General features: G+C 73.9%; 10 protein-coding genes. 2 read left to right on the top strand and 8 right to left on the bottom strand.

Annotated elements, in window-relative coordinates; all coding sequences use genetic code 11:
* The 6 genes from AB0424_RS18880 to AB0424_RS18905 all read right to left on the bottom strand — a co-directional run.
* Positions 1–4,110 (bottom strand): amino acid adenylation domain-containing protein (locus AB0424_RS18880; RefSeq protein ID WP_366306779.1); only part of this gene is annotated, 4,110 nt, incomplete at its 3' end.
* The gene (locus AB0424_RS18885) at positions 4,107–12,287 is read right to left on the bottom strand and encodes an amino acid adenylation domain-containing protein (RefSeq protein ID WP_366306781.1); all 8,181 of its coding nucleotides are present in this window, start codon (positions 12,285–12,287) and stop codon (positions 4,107–4,109) included. The genes AB0424_RS18885 and AB0424_RS18880, both read right to left, overlap by 4 nt.
* 107 nt (positions 12,288–12,394) lie before the next feature.
* The gene (locus AB0424_RS18890; protein ID WP_366306783.1) at positions 12,395–13,681 is read right to left on the bottom strand and encodes a glutamate synthase-related protein; all 1,287 of its coding nucleotides are present in this window, start codon (positions 13,679–13,681) and stop codon (positions 12,395–12,397) included.
* Positions 13,678–14,700, bottom strand: coding sequence for an asparagine synthetase A (locus tag AB0424_RS18895; RefSeq protein ID WP_366306785.1), 1,023 nt, complete (start codon positions 14,698–14,700; stop codon positions 13,678–13,680). Before AB0424_RS18895 ends, AB0424_RS18890 begins: the two co-directional genes overlap by 4 nt.
* The gene (locus AB0424_RS18900) at positions 14,697–15,986 is read right to left on the bottom strand and encodes a methylaspartate mutase (RefSeq protein ID WP_366306786.1); all 1,290 of its coding nucleotides are present in this window, start codon (positions 15,984–15,986) and stop codon (positions 14,697–14,699) included. The genes AB0424_RS18895 and AB0424_RS18900 overlap by 4 nt, the downstream gene beginning before the upstream one ends.
* Entirely contained in the window at positions 15,983–16,591 is a 609-nt protein-coding gene (locus tag AB0424_RS18905; RefSeq protein ID WP_366307264.1) for a cobalamin-dependent protein, read from the bottom strand. Before AB0424_RS18905 ends, AB0424_RS18900 begins: the two co-directional genes overlap by 4 nt.
* Positions 16,592–16,768: 177 nt before the next feature.
* On the opposite strand from AB0424_RS18905, the gene AB0424_RS18910 reads away from it, so the two are divergent.
* Together AB0424_RS18910 and AB0424_RS18915 are read left to right on the top strand one after the other, a co-directional pair.
* Positions 16,769–17,038 carry a hypothetical protein gene (locus AB0424_RS18910; RefSeq protein WP_366306788.1) on the top strand — a complete coding sequence of 90 codons (270 nt, stop codon included), beginning with the start codon at positions 16,769–16,771 and terminating at the stop codon, positions 17,036–17,038.
* Positions 17,039–17,168: 130 nt separating this feature from the next.
* Positions 17,169–17,381: an MbtH family NRPS accessory protein gene (locus tag AB0424_RS18915; RefSeq protein WP_366306789.1), complete on the top strand. Its 213-nt coding sequence runs from the start codon at positions 17,169–17,171 to the stop codon at positions 17,379–17,381.
* Positions 17,382–17,459: 78 nt separating this feature from the next.
* Here the strand turns inward: AB0424_RS18915 and AB0424_RS18920 are convergent, their stop codons facing one another.
* Positions 17,460–18,383, bottom strand: a complete 924-nt coding sequence (locus AB0424_RS18920; protein WP_366306791.1) for an ornithine carbamoyltransferase — start codon at positions 18,381–18,383, stop codon at positions 17,460–17,462.
* A gap of 129 nt (positions 18,384–18,512) precedes the next feature.
* A complete protein-coding gene (locus AB0424_RS18925; protein WP_366306792.1) occupies positions 18,513–19,886 on the bottom strand; it encodes a helix-turn-helix domain-containing protein in 1,374 nt (457 codons plus the stop codon).
* Positions 19,887–20,026 lie beyond the last annotated feature (140 nt).

The following is a 20,026-nucleotide window of genomic DNA, read 5'->3' on the forward strand; positions in this document are numbered from 1 at the left end:
CAGATCCGTACGCAGAACCAACGTGTTGACGAAGAAGCCCACGAGATCGTCGAGAGCCTGATCCGTCCGTCCCGCGACCGGCGAACCGATCGGGACATCCTTTCCGGCACCGCACCGTGCGAGCACGGTCGCCACGGCGGCCTGGGCCGCCATGAAGGCGGTGGTGCCGGTCTCCCGCGCCAGCCCTGTCAGCGCCCGGTGGACCGGGGCGGGGCAGGACACGGTGAGCGTGGCGCCCTGGTAGGAGGCGACGGCCGGCCGCGGTCGGTCCGCGGGAAGGGTCGCCTCCTCCGGGAGGCCGGCGAGGGCCTCGCGCCAGAAGTCGAGTTGGGGCAGCTGCTCGGCGGCGAGCAGGTCGCGCTGCCACAGGGTGTAGTCGGCGTACTGCACCGGGAGCGGCGCCCAGTCGGGGGCCGCTCCCCCGCCACGGGCCTCGTAGGCACGGGCCAGGTCGGCGAAGAAGGGAGCGTTCGACCAGCCGTCGGAGGCGATGTGGTGGGCGACGACCACCAGGACGTGGGCGTCGTCGGACAGGGCCAGCAGGGCGGCGCGCAGCGGGAGTTCGGTGGTCAGGTCGAAGACCTTGGCACTCTCCTCGGCGAGCAGCGCGGGGAGGGTCTCCTCGGTGGCCGGCACGGTCGGCAGCGGTACGTCGATCCCGTCGGCGGGCAGGACGTGCTGGTACGCCTCGCCGTCGGCGGTCCGGAAGACCGTCCGCAGGGCTTCGTGGCGTACGACGACGTCGGTGAGGGCGCGGCGCAGGGCGTCCGCGTCGAGGGCGCCGGTGAGGCGGAGGGCCAGCGGGATGTTGTAGGTGGCCGACGGGCCTTCCAGCTGGTCGAGGAACCACAGGCGCTGCTGGGCCGAGGAGAGCGGGATGCGCTCGGGCCGCTCCTGGACCGTGAGGGCGGGGCGGGCCGGCTCCCCGCTGCCCGCCGCGACCAGCTCGGCGAGCTGGGCCACGGTCGGGTGCTGGAAGATGTCGCGGACCGTGATCCGGGCGCCGAGGGCGGCGCGGATCCGGCTGACCAGGCGGGTGGCGAGCAGGGAGTGGCCGCCGAGCCGCAGGAAGTGGTCGTCGACGGTGACGGACGGGGCGCCGAGGACGTCGGCGAACAGCCCGCACAGCACCTCCTCGACCGGGTTGCGCGGGGCGCGGCCGTCGCTCTCGCCGCCGAGCACGGGCCGCGGCAGGGCGCGGCGGTCGAGCTTGCCGTTCCCGGTGAGCGGCAGGGCGTCCAGGAGCACGAAGGCGGACGGGACCATGTACTCGGGCAGGGCGTCGGCCGCGTGGCGGCGCAGGGCCGTGAGGTCGGTGTCGGCCGGGCCGACGACGTAGGCGACGAGGCGCTTGTCGCCGGGCCGGTCCTCGCGGACGATCACGGCGGCCTGGGCGACGGAGCCGTGGGCCACGAGCGCCGACTCGATCTCGCCGGGCTCGATGCGGAAGCCGCGCAGCTTCACCTGCTGGTCCGCACGCCCCAGGTACTCGATCTCGCCCTCCCGCGACCAGCGCACGAGGTCGCCGGTGCGGTACATGCGGGAGCCGGTGGGGCCGTGGGGGTCGGCGACGAACCGTTCGGCGGTCTGGGCGGGGCGGCCGAGGTAGCCGCGGGCCAGTCCGGCACCGCCGATGTACAGCTCGCCGGGGACACCGGGGGCGACCAGTCCGAGGTGGTCGTCGAGGACGTAGAGGCGGGTGTTGTCGAGAGGGCGGCCGATGGGCAGGGCGCCGTCGTAGTCGAAGGGCCGGTGCAGCGGGTGCGAGGTGGCGAACGTCGTCGTCTCCGTCGGCCCGTAACCGTTCACCACGGTCAGGTCCGGGCAGGCGTCCATCACCCGGCGCACCGCCTCCGGCGGCACCACGTCACCACCCGTCCACACCTCGCCCAGACCCGCGAACGCCCCCGGGTCCTCCTCCGCGACCAGCCGGAACAGACCGGCGGTCAGCCACAGCCCGGTGATCGACTCCTCCTTCAGCACGGTCGCGAGGGCGGCCGTGTCGAGGACTCCGGGCGGGGCGACCGACACGGTGCCGCCGGAGAGCCAGGGCACCCAGAGCTCGAAGGTCGAGGCGTCGAAGGTGTGCGGGGAGTGGAAGAGCACATGGGCGTGGGCGGGGCGGGTCCAGCTCCGGTCGAGGGCGAGTTCGGCGACGTTGCGGTGGGTGATGGCGACGCCCTTCGGCACGCCGGTCGAGCCCGAGGTGAACATGACGTACAGCCACTGGTCGGGGTGCGTCGCGGTCGCGGGAGCGGTCGCCGGGTGGGCGCCGAGGGCCTCGTCGTCGGCGAGCCCGTCGACGAGGACGACGCGCACACCGGTCGCCTCGGTCAGGATCTCGTGGTCGGTGAGGGCGGGGTCGACGAGGAGGACCGGGGCCGCCGTGTCGGCGAGGATGCGGGTGAGCCGGGAGGCCGGGTCGACGGCGTTGAGGGGGGCGTAGACACCGCCGGCCTTGGTGATGGCCAGGAGCGACAGGACGAGGTCGGCGGAGCGTTCCATCAGGACGGCGACGACGGTCTCGGGTCCGACGCCGAGCGAGACCAGGTGGTGGGCGAACCGGTTGGAGACGGCGTCGACCTCGGCGTAGGTGAAGGCGCGGCCCTCGTGGGTGAGGGCGACGGCGTCCGGGGTCCGCGCGGCCTGCGCGGCGAAGAGGTCGGCGACCGAGCCGTCGGGCACCGGGGTGGCGTGGCCGGTCCAGGTGTCGAGGAGCAGGGTGCGCTCGGCCGCGTCGAGCAGGTCCAGGCCGGAGAGCGGGGTGTCGGGGTGGGCGACGGCCTCGGCGAGCAGCCGGCCGAGCCGTGCGAGGAGCGCCTCGACGGTCTCGGGGTCGTAGAGGTCGGTGGCGTACTCGGCGGTGATGTCGAGTCCGCCGGGGCGGCCGTCGGGGGTGAGGTGCTCGTCGAAGCCGACGGTCAGGTCGAACTTGGCGGTGCTGGTGGGCGAGTACTCGGCGCGGGTCTCAAGGCCGGGGAAGTGCGCTCCGGAGTCGGTGGCACCGGCCTGCACCAGGGTCAGCATGACCTGGAAGAGGGGGTGGCGGTCGCCGGTGCGCTCGGGGTTGAGCGCCTCGACGAGCCGGTCGAAGGGCAGGTCCTGGTGGGCCCAGGCCCCGAGGTCGGTGGTGCGGACCCGCTCCAGGAGCTCCCGGAAGGTCGGGTCGCCGCTGACGTCGGTGCGCAGGACGAGGGTGTTGACGAAGAAGCCCACGAGGTCGTCGAGCGCCTCGTCGGTGCGGCCGGCGACCGGGGAGCCGACGGGGACGTCGGTGCCGGCGCCGGAGGCGGCGAGGACGGTCGCGAGGGCGGCCTGGGCCGCCATGAAGAGGGTGGCGCCGCTCTCCTTCGCCAGCTCGACGAGGGCCGCGTGGGTCTCGGGCGGGCAGTGGAGGCCGCGGGTGTCACCGCGGTAGGAGGCGACGGCGGGGCGGGGCCGGTCCGCGGGGAGGGTGGCCTCGGCCGGCAGTCCGGCCAGCCGCTCGCGCCAGTAGGCGGCCTGCCGGGCCATGACGCTGTCCTCGGCGTCGGGCTCGCCCAGCAGTTCGTGCTGCCAGAGGGTGTAGTCGGCGTACTGGATCTCCAGCGGCTCCTGCTCCGGGGCCCGGCCGGCGAGGCGTGCCCGGTAGGCGTGGGCGAGGTCGCGCAGCAGCGGGGCGATGGACCAGCCGTCGGAGGCGATGTGGTGCATGACGACGAGGAGGACGTGCTCCGGCTCGCGGTCGGACCCGGGCCGTTCCGCCGGGTCGCCGTCGGCGAGCCGGATGAGCCGTGCCTCCACGGGGAGGTCGGCCGCGAGGTCGAAGACGTGCGCCGACTCGGCGGCGAGGACCTCGGCGAGGCCGGCCTCGTCCGTGTGCAGGACCGGCAGGTCGAGGCGTACGTCCTCGGCGGCGAGGATCTCCTGGTGCGGGGTGCCGTCGCGCTCGGGGTAGACCGTGCGCAGGCTCTCGTGCCGGGCGACGACGTCGCCGAGGGCCAGGGTCAGCGCCTCGGTGTCGAGGGCGCCGGTCAGGCGGAGCGCCAGCGGGATGTTGTAGGTCGCCGAGGGGCCCTCCAGCTGGGCGAGGAACCACAGGCGCTGCTGGGCGTATGACAGGGGGATCACTGGGAGGCTCCCATCCGGCGCATCGGCCGCAGCTTCGGGCGCGCGCTCTCGGCGCGGTCGAGCCGCTCGGCCAGGCTGGCCACGTTCGGGTTCTCGAAGAGGGCGGGGACCGGGAGTTCGGCCCCGAGGGCGGTGCGGATCCGGCTGACCAGCCGGGTGGCGAGCAGCGAGTGCCCGCCGAGGCGGAAGAAGTCGTCGTCGATGGAGACGGTGGGGACGCCGAGGACGTCGGCGAACAGCCCGCAGAGCACTTCCTCGCGCGGGTTGCGCGGCCGGCGGCCGGTGCTCTCGGCCGAGGCCGGGGGCGCGGGCAGGGCGCGGCGGTCGAGCTTGCCGTTCCCGGTGAGCGGCAGGGCGTCCAGGGCCACGAAGGCGGACGGGACCATGTAGTCCGGCAGGAGTTCGCCGGCGTGGGTGCGCAGCGCGTCCGGGTCGGGTGGGGTGGCGCCGTGTCCGACGACGTAGGCGACGAGGCGCTTGTCGCCGGGCCGGTCCTCGCGGACGATCACGGCGGCCTGGGCGACGGAGCCGTGGGCCACGAGCGCCGACTCGATCTCGCCGGGCTCGATGCGGAAGCCGCGCAGCTTCACCTGCTGGTCCGCACGCCCCAGGTACTCGATCTCGCCCTCCCGCGACCAGCAGACGAGGTCGCCGGTGCGGTACATGCGGGAGCCGGGCGGGCCGTAGGGGTCGGCGACGAACCGTTCGGCGGTGAGCGCCGGCCGGTCCAGGTAGCCCTGGGCGAGTCCGGTGCCCGCGATGTAGAGCTCGCCCCGGACGCCGGCCGGCACGAGGCCGAGGTGCTCGTCGAGGACGTAGAGGCGGGTGTTGTCCAGGGGGCGGCCGATGGGCAGGGCGCCGTCGTAGTCGAAGGGCCGGTGCAGCGGGTGCGAGGTGGCGAACGTCGTCGTCTCCGTCGGCCCGTAACCGTTCACCACGGTCAGGTCCGGGCAGGCGTCCATCACCCGGCGCACCGCCTCCGGCGGCACCACGTCACCACCCGTCCACACCTCGCCCAGACCCGCGAACGCCGCCGGGTCCTCCTCCGCGACCAGCCGGAACAGACCCACGGTGAGCCACAGCCCGGTGATCGACTCCTCGGAGAGGATCCTCGCGAGGGCGGCCGTGTCGAGCAGGCCGGGCGGGGCGACGACCAGGGTGCCGCCGGACAGCAGCGGGGCCCACAGCTCGTAGGTGGTGGCGTCGAAGGCGAGCGGCGAGTGGAGCAGGACGCGGCGGTGGACGTCGGAGGTGAAGGCGGTGTCGGCGGCCAGTTCGGCGACGTTGCGGTGGGTGACGACGACGCCCTTCGGCACGCCGGTCGAGCCCGAGGTGAACATCGCGTAGGCCGGCTGCTCGGGGTGGACCTCGACCTCGGGCGCCGTCTCCGGCAGGCCCTCGGTGCTGTCGGCCACGTTCAGGGCCCTTGCGCCCTGCGGCAGTTCGAGGCCGGCGAGCTCGCGGTCGGTGAGGAAGAGGGTGCCTCCGGCCATCCGCACGATGAGCTCGATGCGGTCCGTCGGGTAGCGGGTGTCGAGCGGCACGTACACCGCGCCGGCCTTGACGATCGCGAGGATCGCGACGACGGCCTCCAGGGAGCGCTCCAGGAAGAGGACCACCCGGGAGCCGGGCCGCACGCCCTCCTCGATCAGCCGGTGGGCCAGGCGGTTGGCGCGCCGGTCGAGCTCCGCGTACGTCAGGCGCCGGCCGGCCAGGGTGACGGCGACGGCGTCCGGGGTGCGGGCGGCCTGGGCGGCGAACAGCTGGGGCAGCGAGGCGGCGGGGCGGCTGTGCGCGGTGCCGTGCCAGGTGTCGAGGAGCTGCCTGCGCTCGTCGGCGGCCAGGACGTCGAGGTCGGCGATCGGGACGTCCGGGGTCCCGGCGGCCGCTTCGAGGAGGCGGACCAGTCGTGCGGTGACGGCCGAGACGCTGGCCGCCTCGTAGAGGTCGGTGGCGTACTCGACGGTGATGCCGAGGCCGCCCGGGCCGCCGTCGCCGGTCCGGTGCTCGTGGAAGGTGAAGGTGAGGTCGAACTTGGCGATGTCGAGTGCGGTGAACTCCGACTCGGCCCGCAGACCGCCGAGTTCGGGCACCGGACCGGCCGCGTCGGTGACCGACAGCATCACTTGGAAGAGCGGGTGACGGGCCGCGGAGCGCTCGGGGTTGAGGGTCTCCACGAGCCGGTCGAAGGGGACGTCCTGGTGGGCCCAGGCCGCCAGGTCGGTGGCCCTGACCCGCTCCAGGAGCTCCCGGAACGTCGGGTTGCCGCTGACGTCGGTGCGCAGCACCAGCGTGTTCACGAAGAAGCCGACCAGGTCCTCCAGGGCTTCGTCGGTGCGGCCGGCGACCGGTGAGCCCAGCGGGATGTCGGGGCCCGCGCCGGAGCGCGACAGGAGGACCGCGGTGGCCGCCTGCGCGACCATGAAGAGCGTGGTGCCGTTCTCGCGGGCCAGCCGGGTCAGTGCCTTGTGGAGGTCGGCCGGGCACTGCACGGTGAGCGAGGCCCCGCGGTACGAGGCGGTGGCCGGCCGGGCCCGGTCGGTGGGGAGGGTCACCTCCTCGGGGAGTCGCTCCAGCGCGCCGCGCCAGTAGGCGAGCTGGCGCTCCTCGTCGGCGGCGAGCAGCGCCTCCTGCCACAGCGCGTAGTCGGCGTACTGGACGGGCAGCGGCTCCCAGTCGGGCGCCGCGCCCTCGCTGCGGGCGGTGTAGGCGGCGCCGAGGTCCCGCATGAGGGGCGTGTTGGACCAGCCGTCGGAGGCGATGTGGTGGGTCACCAGGAGCAGCACGTGCTCCTGGTCGGAGATCCTCACCAGGTCGGCGCGGATGGGCAGTTCGCGGGAGAGGTCGAAGGTGGTGGCGGACAGGTCGCGCAGGACGGCGGGGAGCGCGTCGGCGGTCGCCGGGATGACCGGGAGGTCGACGCGGGCCTCGTCGGCCGCCACGACCAGCTGGTGCGGGGTGCCCTGTTCGGCGGGGAAGACGGTGCGCAGCGCCTCGTGGCGGCCGACGACGTCGGTGAGGGCCCGGCGCAGCGCGTCGGCGTCGAGGGCCCCGGTGAGGCGGACGGCGAGGGGGATGTTGTACGTCGCGGACGCCCCCTCCATCTGGTCGAGGAACCACAGGCGCCGCTGCGCGGCGGAGAGCGGGACCCGGGCCGGCCGTGCGGCGGCCTTGAGGACCGGGCGGCGGTCCTCGCCGTCGGTCTCGGCGAGGAACTCGGCGAACCGGGCGACGCTGGGGCACCGGAACAGGTCGCGGACGGAGACCCGGGCGCCGAGGAGCTGCCGGATGCGGCTGACGAGCCGCGTGCCGAGGAGGGAGTGGCCGCCGAGGCGGAAGAAGTCGTCGTCGATGGAGACCGCGGGCAGCCCGAGGGCGTCGGCGAACAGGCCGCACAGCACCTCCTCCACGGGAGTGCGGCCCTGGCGTCCGCCGGGTCCGGTGCCGACGCGCGGCGCGGGCAGCGCCCGGCGGTCGAGCTTGCCGTTGGCGGTCAGCGGCAGGACGTCCAGTTCGACGAAGGCGGAGGGCACCATGTACTCGGCGAGCCGCCGCGCGCAGTCGCGGCGCAGGGCGTCGGTGTCGACCCGGCCCTGCGGGGCGGGGACCACGTAGGCGACGAGCCGCTTGTCGCCGGCACGGTCCTCGCGGACGATCACCGCGGCCTGGACGACGGAGGGGTCGGCCAGGAGGGCTGCCTCGATCTCGCCGAGTTCGATGCGGAAACCGCGGAGCTTGACCTGCTGGTCGGCGCGGCCCTCGAAGACCATCTCGCCGTGCTCGTTCCAGCGGGCGAGGTCTCCGGTGCGGTACATCCGCTCCCCGGCGGGCCCGAACGGGTCGGCGACGAACCGCTCGGCCGAGAGGGCGCCCCGTCCGACGTATCCCCGGGCCAGGTGGCTGCCGGCCACGTACAGTTCGCCGACCACGCCGGGGACGACGGGCCGCAGCCGGGCGTCGAGGACGTACATACGGGTGTTGGCCATCGGCACGCCGAGGTGGAGGCGCTCGACCATCCGCCGGTCGGGGCCGAAGACCTGGTAGCTGCAGAAGACCGTGGACTCGGTCGGGCCGTAGGCGTGGACCACCGAGGTCGTCGGGCAGGCGTCCAGCACCTTCTGCAGCGCGACCGGGGAGAGGACGTCGCCGCCGGTCCAGATCTCCGCGAGCCCCGCGAGGGACTCCACGGCCTCGGACGCCATGGCGTCGAAGAGCGCGGTCGTGAAGTACACCGCGCTGATCCCGTGCCGCACGAGCGCGTCGCCCAGCTCGGCGACGTCGACCTTGGCGACCTGGAGGACGACGGCGGTGCCGCCGCTGAGCAGCGGGACCCACAGCTCGTAGGTGGAGGAGTCGAAGGCGAGCGGCGAGTAGGCGAGCACCCGACGGTGCCGCTCCCCCGCGCCCCACCACGGGTCGAGCGCCAACTCGACCACGTTGCGGTGGGTGTTGGCCACGCCCTTCGGCGTGCCGCTCGAACCCGAGGTGTACATCACGTAGGCCAGCTCGTCCGGGTGCACCGCGACGTCGGGGGCGCCGGCCGCGGTGTCGGAGAGGAGTGCGGGGACGTCGGGTGCGGCGAGCACGTCCAGGCCGGCGGCGAACGGCACCTCGTCGGCGGACCGGTCGGTGACGAGGAGCGGGGCACCGGTGTCGGCGAGGATGAAGGCGAGGCGCTCCTCCGGCTGACGCGGGTCCAGCGGGACGTACGCCCCGCCGGTCTTCAGGACCGCCAGGACCGCGACCATGAACTCGGCCGAGCGGTCCAGGTAGAGGCCGACGGCGGAGCCCGGCCGGACGCCCCGCGCGGTCAGCCGGTGGGCGAAGGCGTCGGAGGCGCGGTCGAGTGCGCGGTAGCTCATCGCCTGCCCACCGCACTCCAGCGCCGTGGCGTCCGGGGTCAGGGCGGCCTGCGCGGCGAACAGCCCGTGCAGCGTGCCCTCGGGCAGGACGGCGGCGGTGTCGTTGTAGTCGGTGAGCAGCGCGCGGCGCTGGTGGGCCGAGAGCAGTTCGATGTCGGCGACCTTGACGTCCGGGTCGGCGATGACGGCGTCCAGGACCCGTGCGAGCCGCTCGGCGGCCGCCTCGACGGTGTCGGCGTCGTACAGGTCGGTGGCGTACTCCAGGACGATGTCGAGTCCGTTGGGGTGGCCGACCCGGTCGCGGTGCTCGTAGAAGTTGACCGTCAGGTCGAACTTGGCGATACCGGCGCTGAGTTGTTGGGTCTCGGCGCGCACTCCGGGGAGCTGCGGCGTCGCCTCGGCGGCTTCGGCGAGGGTGAGCATGACCTGGAAGAGGGGGTGGCGGGCGGCGGAGCGCTCGGGGTTGAGGGTCTCGACGAGCCGGTCGAAGGGCAGCTCCTGGTGGGCCCAGGCCGCCAGGTCGGTCTCGCGGACCCGGTCGAGGAGCTCCCGGAAGGTCGGGTCCCCGGAGGCGTCGGTGCGGAGCACCAGCGTGTTCACGAAGAAGCCGACCAGGTCTTCCAGTGCTTCGTCGGTGCGGCCGGCGACGAGGGAACCGAGCGGGATGTCGGTGCCGGCGCCGGAGCGGGACAGCAGGGCCACCGTGGCGGCCTGCGCGACCATGTAGAGCGTGACTCCGTGTTCCCTGGCCAGGGTGGAGAGGGCCTGGTGGGTCTCGGCGGGGCAGTGCACCGTGTGGGTGGCGCCGCGGTAGGAGGCCACGACCGGGCGGGGCCGGCTGGTGGGCAGGGTCACCTCGGTGGGCAGCCGGTCGAGCGCCTCGCGCCAGTGGTCGAGCTGCTTCTCCTCGTGGTCGGCGAGGAGGTCGCGCTGCCACAGGGAGTAGTCGGCGTACTGGGCCGGCAGCGGCTCCCACGCGGGCGCGGCGCCTTCGGCGCGGGCGGTGTAGGCGGCGCCGAGGTCGCGCATGAGGGGCGTGTTGGACCAGCCGTCGGAGGCGATGTGGTGCACGACGAGTACCAGGACGCTCCGGTTCGGCGCGAGCTCGAACAGGGCTGCGTGCAGCGGGAGATCGGAGGCGAGGTCGAAGAGGTGGGCGGTCTCGTCGGCGAGCCGTCCGGGCAGTTCGTCCTCGGCGACGGGGACGACCGCGAGCGGCACGGTCACCCCGTCGGCGGCGGCGATGTGCTGCCGGGGCTCCCCCTCGTGGACCGGGTAGGTCGTCCGCAGGACCTCGTGGCGGGCGATCACGTCGGCGAGGGCGCTGCGCAGGACCTCGGGGTCGACGGCGCCGGTGAGGCGGACCGCGAGCGGGATGTTGTACGTCGCGGACGGCCCCTCCATCTGGTCGAGGAACCACAGGCGGCGCTGGGCGGCGGAGAGCGGGAGGTCGTCGTCGGAGCGGCCGGCGGCGGTGAGCGCGGGGCGCAGGGCCTCGCCGGAGCCCGCGGCGATCCGCTGGGCGAGTCCGGCGGCCGTCGGGTGCCGGAAGAAGTCGCGCAGGGAGAGCTCGGTGGCGAGGGCGGTGCGGATGCGGCCGACGAGGCGCGTGGCGAGGAGGGAGTGGCCGCCGAGGCGGAAGAAGTCGTCATCGATGGAGACCGCCGCCACGCCGAGGGCGTCGGCGAAGAGGCCGCAGAGGACCTCTTCGGCCGGGGTGCGGGGGGCCCGTCCCCCGGCGCCGCCGACGAGCGGGGCGGGCAGGGCGCGCCGGTCGAGCTTGCCGTTGGCGGTCAGCGGGAGGTCGGCGAGTTCGACGAAGGCGGAGGGCACCGCGTACTCGGCGAGGTGCTCGGCGGCGTATCCGTGGAGGGCGTCGGTGTCGACGCGGCTTCCCGCGGTGGGGACCACGTAGGCGACGAGCCGCTTGTCGCCGGGACGGTCCTCGCGGACGATCACCGCCGACTGGGCGACGGAGGGGTGGTCGAGGAGGACGGTCTCGATCTCGCCGAGTTCGATGCGGAAGCCGCGGAGCTTGACCTGCTGGTCGGCGCGGCCCTCGAAGACCATCTCGCCGTGCTCGTTCCAGCGGGCGAGGTCTCCGGTGCGGTACATCCGCTCCCCGGCCGGTCCGAACGGGTCGGCGACGAACCGCTCGGCGCTCACGGTGGGGCGGCCGACGTATCCCCAGGCCAGGTGGGTGCCGGCGACGTACAGCTCGCCGACCACGCCGGTCTCGACCGGGCGCAGCTCCGCGTCGAGGACGTACATGCGGGTGTTGGCCATCGGCACGCCCAGGTGGAGGCGTTCCACCCGGCGCTCGGCGGGGCCGAACGCCTGGTAACTGCAGAAGACCGTGGACTCGGTCGGGCCGTAGGCGTGGACGACCGAGGTCGTCGGGCAGGCGTCGAGCACCTTCTGCAGCGCGACCGGGGAGAGGACGTCGCCGCCGGTCCAGATCTCCGCGAGGCCGGCCAGCGACTCCACGGCCTCGGACGCCATGGCGTCGAAGAGCGCGGTCGTGAAGTACACCGCACTGATCCCGTGCCGTACCAGCGCCTCGCCCAGCTCGGCGATGTCCAGCTTGGGCGCGGGGAGGACGACGGCGGTGCCGCCGCTCAGCAGCGGCACCCACAGCTCGTAGGTGGAGGAGTCGAAGGCGAGCGGCGAGTAGGCGAGCACCCGACGGTGCCGCTCCCCCGCACCCCACCACGGGTCGAGCGCCAACTCGACCACGTTGCGATGGGTGTTGGCCACACCCTTCGGCGTGCCGCTCGAACCCGAGGTGTACATCACGTAGGCCAGCTCGTCCGGGTGCACCGCGACGTCGAGCGGGCCCATGACCCGCTTCGGCAGGGTCACGTCCTCGGTGAGCCGCACGACGGGGACCTCGCCGGCGAAGGCCACGTCCTGCTCGTCGCGGTCGGTGACCAGGAGGACGGCGCCGGTGTCGGCGAGGATGAACGCCCGTCGCTCCTCCGGCTGACGCGGGTCCAGCGGGACGTACGCCCCGCCGGTCTTCAGGACCGCGAGCATCGCGACGACGTAGGCGAGGGAGCGGTCCTGGAAGAGGGCGACGCCGTCGCCCGGCCGTACGCCGCGGTCGCGCAGCACGTGGGCCAGGGCCGTGGCGGCTGACTCCAGCTCCCGGTAGGTGAGTTCGCGCTGCCCGCACACCAGCGCCACGGCGTCCGGGGTCCGTGCGGCCTGGGCGGCGAACAACTCGTGCAGGGCACCCTCGGGGAGCCGCACGGCGGTGCTGTTGTACGCGTCGATGTCGACGGCGGGGGCCTGGACGGAGGGCTGGTGAGACATCTTCTCGACACCATTCTCGAAGGTTCGGGCGTGCACGGGTATCTCGCGGCGTGCCGGACATCCCGTACGGCCACGACTGGGAATCGCGTGTGTGGTGCTGAGGAGGGCTAGGCGGCGCCGGGCGCCGGTCCCCACGACTCCGGCAGGAACAGGTCCTCCGGGTCCAGGGCGTTCACGTGGTACTTGCCGACCGCGCTGACCAGCATGCGCAGTTCGAGGGCGAGGGCCTCGACGAGGCGGGTCAGGCCGGCCTCGCGGTCCTCGTCCACGGCGAGGAGGGCGGCGCGGCCGAGGCCGACGGCGCGGGCCCCGAGGGCGAGGGCCTTGACCGCGCGGGTGCCCTCCCACATGCGGCCGCTGGCGAGCAGGCAGTGGTCGGTGCGCCCGACGCGGCGCAGGCAGTCGGCGAGCGGCAGACCGACGTGGCCGAGGAAGGCCGTCGGCGCCCAGGCGGTGCCGCCCTCCGCGCCGTCGACGGTGACGGAGTCCGCGCCGGCCGCCCAGGCGGTGGCCGCGGCCCGGGCCACGTCGCGGCCGGGGTGGAGCTTCACCCACACCCGGGCGCGGGGGAAGTTGTTCCGCATGAGGCGGATCTGCTGGCGCAGGATCTCCTCGGTGAAGGTGCCGGGGCTGGCGACCCGCAGGACCCGGTCGCCGGCGGCTCCGTACACCTCGTCGAGGGCGAACTGCTCGGCCACCTGGCCGGCGGTCTCACGGCTGAGGAGGGTGAGGCCGCCGAGGCCGGGCTTGGCGCCCTGGCCGACCTTGAGCTCGAAGGCGAGGCGGCCGGTGGCGAGGAGGGGTTCGGAGACCGGGTCGCTGTAGACGAGGTTCCAGACCTCGGCGTCGGCGTCCTCGGTGGACTGCTGCACGACGACGCCACCGTGCTCGTCGTCGGCGGCCTCCGCGTAGGCGGCGATCCGGCCGAGGAGCGGCGAGACGCCGTTCTCGCCGGCGCTGCGGTAGCCGTTGACGGGGACGATGTTCTCCCCGATGACCAGCGGGATGCCGAGCGCTCCGGCCTGGCGTCCGGCGGCCTCGCCGAGGTCGCGGCTGGCGACCTGGGTGGACCCGAAGGCCGACACGTACAGCGGCAGCCTGCTGGTGAACCCGCCGATGAAGGTGTCGAGTTCGACGTCGGTGTACAGCGGTTCGCGGGCGAGGTCGATGAGCTTCTTCAGCCGCTCGGGCATGAAGACCGGCGGCACGATCCGCATCCGCTCCAGCAGGTCGTCCGGGTCGTGCGCGACCCGGCCGGCCGTCGGCGCCGGGACGGCGCCGAGCAGTCCGCTGCCGTAGCCGGACTCGGCCGGGAAGACGGCCCCGGCGCCCTGGCGGGCACGCAGGCGGACCTGCTCCTCGGGGAAGCCGTCCGCGACGAGTGCGGTGCTCATGCCGACACCACCCCGGGGAGCTTGGGGTAGGCGCTGGCCTGCCAGGCGGCCTGCCGGCCGGTGACGTAGCGGGTGAAGCGCTCCAGGCCGATGCCGAAGCCCGAGCTGGCGGGGATCCCCCGGCGGGCCAGGTCCAGGTACCAGCCGTACTTGGCGGGGTTCTCGCCGGTCTCGCGCATCCGGGTGACGAGGGTGGCGTAGTCGTGCTCGCGCTCGCTGCCGCTGGCCAGCTCGCCGTAGCCCTCGGGGGCGATGAGGTCGAAGTTCCGCAGCACGCCGGGCTGTTCGGCGCTCTCCTTGTCGTAGAAGCCGCGCGAGCCCTTGGGGTAGTCGGTGATGAAGAAGGGGCGCTCGGCGCGGGCCGAGACGATCTCCTCCCCCTGCCAGTCGATCTCGGCGGCCGGGTCCTGCGGGTGGCCGAGGTCGATGAGCTCGGCGGTGGCCCGCTGGTGGCCGACCCGCCCGAAGGAGGCGGCGACGGCCTCGCGCAGGGCGTCGGTGTCGCGGCCGAGCAGGTCGAGGTCGCCCGGCAGGCCGGCGACGACGTCGGCGACGACATGGGTGACGAGCTGCTCGGCGAGGTCCATCGCGTCCTCGCGGCGGGCGTCGCGGATCTCGACGTCGATCTGGTGGAACTCGGCGAGGTGGCGGTGGGTGACCGCCGTCTCCAGCGGCTCCAGGCGGACGTTCGGCGCGATGTAGAAGATCTTGTCGAAGGCGAGGAGCGACGCCTGCTTGTACAGGATCGCGCTCGTCATCATCTTGTACTTGTGGCCGTAGAAGTCGACGTCCACCTGCTTCGAGCCGCGGATGCCGGGGTCGGTGACCGGGCCGATGATCGGCGGCAGCAGCTCCTGGAAGCCGCGGGCCGTCAGGAAGGCGCGGGTGGCGGCGAGCATCCGGCTCTGCACGCGCAGGGTGGCCCGGGTCAGCGGGTCGGTGAGGTGCACGTCGGGGGAGGACGGGAAGGGCAGGAGTGCCTCGTCCACGGCCTCGGCGATGGTGACGGTCACGGTCATACCTCCTGAAGGAGCGGAACGGCGGGGGTGCGGTCGCCGTCGTGGTCGGGGTGGTCGTAGCGGCGCTGGACGAAGGTCAGCGCGTCGTGGAGTCCGGACGCGGTGAGCCGGGAGCCGCGCCGGCCGGTGACCCGCCCGATGGGCATGGCACCGATGTCCGACCAGGTCAGCCGGCCCGTCTCGTCGATGTGGCTGCGGGAGCGGCCCGCGTTGTCGGGGTGGAGGCAGTAGGGGACGTCGAGGTAGCCGCGCTCGAAGGCTGCGAGCAGCGCGGTGCCGAGGTCGGCGTCCAGGTCGAGGACGGCGTCCACGAGGGCTCGGGCCTCCGCGTACACCGGGTTGTCGGCCGGGTCGTCGGTCTCGTCCGTCGCGTCGGCGGCGCGGGCCGCGGCGTCGGCCGCGATGCGCAGGGCGCGGACGTTCTCGGCGACGGTCGGGATGCGGTGCGCCTCCGCGGCCGTCTTGACGATCAGTCGCTGGGCGCCCGCCGTGACCGCCAGTGCGGCGGAGTCCTCCAGGAGGGCGTGGGCGCCGCGGGTGGAGCGGGGGTAGACCCCCATGTAGGTGTACACCACGATGTGCCAGTCGGTCTCCGGCAGAAGCTCGGCAGCCAGGCGGCGGAGTGCGCGCACCGCCTGCCGGTCCTGTGCCGGGCTGGTCTGCTGGGCGTAGCTCAGCGAGATGGAGCGCAGTCCCGCCCGGTGGAAGAACACGCCCTCCAGGGCGCTGATCGCCACGAGCAGTCCGGGCGGGCACAGCTGGCCGACCATGCAGCCGCCGAAGCTCTCCAGGTGCGGTTCGGCGCCGTCGACGCGCAGGGCGGCCAGCCGCTCGCAGGTCTCCTGCCAGTTGCGGACCGAGTCGACGAGCGGGGTGCGGCCGTAGGGCAGGCAGTACGAGACGGGTCCGCCCTCGGTCGCGGTGAGGCCGAGCCGGGCGAGCGCGGCGACGATCCGCTGCGGGCGCGCCGAGCCGTGCCGGACCTGGACGGGGAAGCGGGCCTCCTCGATCCCGTCGAGCACCCAGCGCGAGGTGTCCGGGCTGTAGGAGGTGATGGGGTAGCCGTTGAGCGGGACGCCACGGCCCAGGGCGCGGACCGCGGAGGGCTCGTCGCCGACCCGGGTGTAGCTGTCGATGGTGAGGGTGCCGGCGACCGCGTCACCGGCGCCCTTGGTGGCCCTCAGTCCGGCCCGCATCCTGGCGGGCTCGGAGAAGCCCATGCGGGGCTGGACCACGAGGGCGCCCCGGGCGCGGGCGGCGGCCACGAACCGTCCGAAGGACGTCACCGTGCCACCCCTTCCAGCGGGGCGGGCGGCGCGAGCACGGAGGCCGTCGGCGCGAGGGGGGCGGCCGGCGCGGCCGGGCCCCGGTTCGCCGCCAGGGCGGCGATGAACTCCTCGAAGGCGCCGAGGCCCTGGTCCTCCTCGAACACCGCGTCGAAGCCGGCCTCGACGAGCCTGCGCCCGTTGCCGGCCCGGCCCTCGGCGCCGAGGACGCCCAGCTTGCCGCCGATGACGGCGGGCAGGCCGGCCAGCTCCCAGCGTGAGCGGATCGTCCGGATCAGCTCCTCCGCGTCGTGGAAGCCGTGGCCGTTCACGCTGCTCACGACGAGCAGGTCGGGCTGGAACTTGCCGCAGGACTCCACGATCTCGTCCTGGGGAATGCACGGGCCCAGATTGACGACATGGTGTCCCAGGTCTTCGATCAGCAGTTGAATGAACACGAGATTCCAGGTGTGGGCATCGGACGGTAGTCCGGTGACCATCACGTCCAGCGGCCCGGATCGAGCTCGGGACGCCACTTCCGCAGGCTGCATCATCACTTCGTCCACATCGTGGGGTGACAAGTGGGAGAAGGAGGTCCTGGACCGCTCGGAACTTCCCTTCGGCATCGATCGTAGGAACGCCGCGAGCGGCCGACCGGCGCCCGGGGCGGCAGCCGGGCGGCAGTTGCCGCCGCCGGTCGGCTCCCCCTTCACGGGCCGTCCTACAGTCGAATTCCGCCGCCGCGACGCCGGCCGGAGCGGAATGCGGGAGCACGCGCCCGAGACACCCTGAGGAGTGGACCCATGTCCCAGATCGCCCCCACCGCGGAACTGGCCGCGGCCCTGCTCGACGTCATGTCCGAGACGGATCGCCACGACCCGCTGGGAGAGGCGAAGTTCGCCGTCCTCGAAGCGGCGATGCAGTTGATCGACGCGGACCGCCCGGAGCTGGCCGACCAGCCGCACCGGCGCACGGAGCTGCTGCGCGACGCGCTCGGCTCGGTGCGGGCCGCCGCGGTGGCCACCGGGATCGCCGTCACGCGCGCACACGAGGTGTCGCGCGTCCTGGTCTGACCCGCGCCGGCCGGCGGGCTGCCGCCCAACTGCCGCACGGGCTGCCCGAACCGGCGCACACCGTCTCGTAGCGTCGAGACACCGGTGCGGCACCGGATCCCCGTTCCACGGACCCAACAGAGGTGAAGCCATGGCTACCAATCCGTTCGACGACGCCGACGGCCGTTTCGTCGTCCTGGCCAACGACGAGGGCCAGCACTCGCTGTGGCCCGCCCGGATCCGCCGCCCCGAGGGCTGGCTGCTGGTCCGCGAGGAGGGCAGCAAGCAGGAGTGCTCCGAGTTCGTGGAGGCCAACTGGACGGACCTGCGCCCCCGTTCGGTGGTCGCCGCGATGGGCGGCTGATCGTCGGGGCGCACACGCCGGGGCGGCGTCGGTACGGCTCACCCGAGCCCGTACCGACGCCGCCCCGGCGTCGTGCGGTCAGTGCTCGCCGACCACGCACCACTCCAGGACCGCCATCGCGGCGGTCATCTTGTGGAACGCCTGCCGCCAGGCGAGGCTGCGCTCGCCGTCGAGCACCTCGTCGGAGACCTCCTGGCCGCGGACGGCCGGCAGGTCGTGCAGGAAGACGGTGTCCGGGCCGCTGTAGCGCGCGAAGAACTCCCGGTCGATGCCGAACCCCTCGAAGGACGCCAGCCAGTTCGGGTCGGCCTTCGGCACGCCCATGGTCTGCCAGCGGCTCGTGTAGACCGCGTCGACGGGGCCCTCGACAGCCGCCGGGTCGGTCACCCGGGTCACCAGGTGCTGCCCGCCGCTCACTTCGTCGACCAGGTCCATCGTGTCCTTGGGCACCTCGTACCCTTCGGGCGACAGCAGGGTGACGCGCAGTCCGGGGGTGAGCGCGCCGGCCAACGCGAGGGCCGCTCCGGAGCTGTTGCCCTCGCCGACGACGAGGACGTGGCGCCCGGCGAGGTCGCCGAACCGCTCGCTGAGCGTGGCCAGGTCGGCGACCGCCTGGGTGGGGTGCTCGTCGAGGCTGAGGGCGTTGACCACCGCGAGGTCCGGGCTGCCGCCGAGGCGGCGCATCTCCGCCACGTCGCCGTTGGTGCGGACGACGAGGGCGTCGAGGTACTGGCCGAGGACGCGGCTGGTGTCCTCCACCGTCTCCCCGGTGGTCAGCTGGAGTTCGTCGGGGCCGAAGGTGATGACGTCGGCCCCGAGCCGGGTGGCGCCGCTCCAGAACGAGGTGCGGGTCCGGGTGGACGACTTGCGGAAGTAGATGCCCACCTGGCGGCCCGTCAGCGGCCTGTCGGTGACCTCACCGGTGCCGAACTCGACGGCGCGGGCGACGATACGGGCGAGCTGCTCGGGCGTGAGGTCGGCGAGCGAGATCAGGTTGCGCATGGCGGACATGCCTTTCTGCGGAGGGTGGTGGGGAGAGACGTGAGGAGGACGCAAAGAGAAGAGAGAAAGAAGGAAGGGAAAGAAGAGGAAGTGGATCGAGCCGAGGGGGAACGGGAGGGCAGGGCGGGCTCAGGAGACCAGCGCCGTGGACCGTACGAGGAGGGCGGCACGATCGGCGGCCGGGCGCCGCACGAGGTGGAGCACGCCGAACCGCGGGGCTCCGTCCTCGTCGCCGGGCAGCCGCCGCACCAGCCCGCGCAGCATCAGGGCGTGCACGTCGCGCACCACGGTCGCCGGGGAGGCGGAGAGTTCCGCGGCCGCCTGGTCGGCGCTCCATCCGTCGGCCAGCAGACCGAGGTTTCCCAGGAGCGCGGCCGGACCGTCGTCCAGGGCCGCGACGGCTGCTTCGAGCTGCGCGGCGAGTCCGTCGCCGGCCCCGGTGCCGCTCGCGGTGACGTCGTCGACGACGTCCAGCGGCGCGGTCCGGGCGATCCCCAGCAGCTCGGCGGGTGAGCGCAGCAGGAGCCAGGAGGCCGCGGCCTCCATCGCTCTCGGGACCCCGTCGAGGGCCCGGCTGAGTTCGGCGACCGTCCGCACCAGGGAGTCGCTCGGCAGGAGGTCGGGGCGCATGTGGCCGACGTACGACAGCATCAGTTCGACGGCCGGCTGCCCGGCGGTCAGGGAGTCGCCCGACAGCGGGCCGCCGGTGGCGTCGCCCGGCGCCGGGGCGGGCACGGGGAGCGGGCCGAGCGGCAGCAGCCGGTTGCCGGGGGTGCGGTGCGGTTCACGTGTCGTGATCAGCACCTTGAGGCGGTCGCAGGCGTGGAGCAGTTCGAGCAGCGGGGCCGCGAGATGGGGCGCGCCGTCGTGGCCGTCGAGGACCAGGAGGGTCGCCCGGCCGCCTATCACGGAGGCGAGCTCGTCCAGGCCGCGGCCGCCGAGGGCCACCGAGCGGGCCCAGCCGGCCAGCGCGGACCGCGGGCTGCGGGCCGCCGCCGGGCCGGCCACCGGGGGCGCGGCCTCGTCCATGTCCACCCAGACGACCGGGGTCCGGTCGCGGCTGTGCAGCGCCAGCGCCGCCTCCTGGGCCAGTCGGGTCTTGCCGACCCCGGCCAGGCCCACGACGCTGAGGAGCCGCTCGTGCTCGGTGGACAGCAGGGCGGTCAGCGCCCGCAGTTCCTCGGCGCGTCCCACCAGCCGGCGCAGCGGCTTGGGCGGCGGGGCCAGTTCGGCGCCGTACGTCTCGCGCATCACCGTGCCGGCCTCGGCGCCCTCGACGGCGAGTTCCAGGGCGGCCCGGCGGGCGTCGCTCAGGCGCATGGCGCCGGCGAGGAGGCGGAGCGTCTCGCGGCGCGGGTGCCGGACCCGTCCCTGCTCCAGGTCTCTGATGGCCCGCACGCTGACGGTCGACAGACCGGCCAGCTGCTCCTGGGTGATCCCTGCCCACTGCCGTGCGGCCCGCAGCTGTTCGGCGAGTCCGTCCGGTGATGCCTGCTCGGTCATGACCAGTCTCCTTGGATGCATGGGGGGTCCTCAGTGCGAGGGCCGCGAAGGAGTCGGCCTCGTGAGCCACACAGTGGCCGCGGTGCTTACCGTTCCCGTACCGGCTCGTTCCCGAGCGTCACGGGAACGGGCTAGGATCC

The sequence above is a fragment of the Streptomyces sp. NPDC051180 genome, from assembly GCF_040689545.1.
GTDB lineage: Bacteria > Actinomycetota > Actinomycetes > Streptomycetales > Streptomycetaceae > Streptomyces.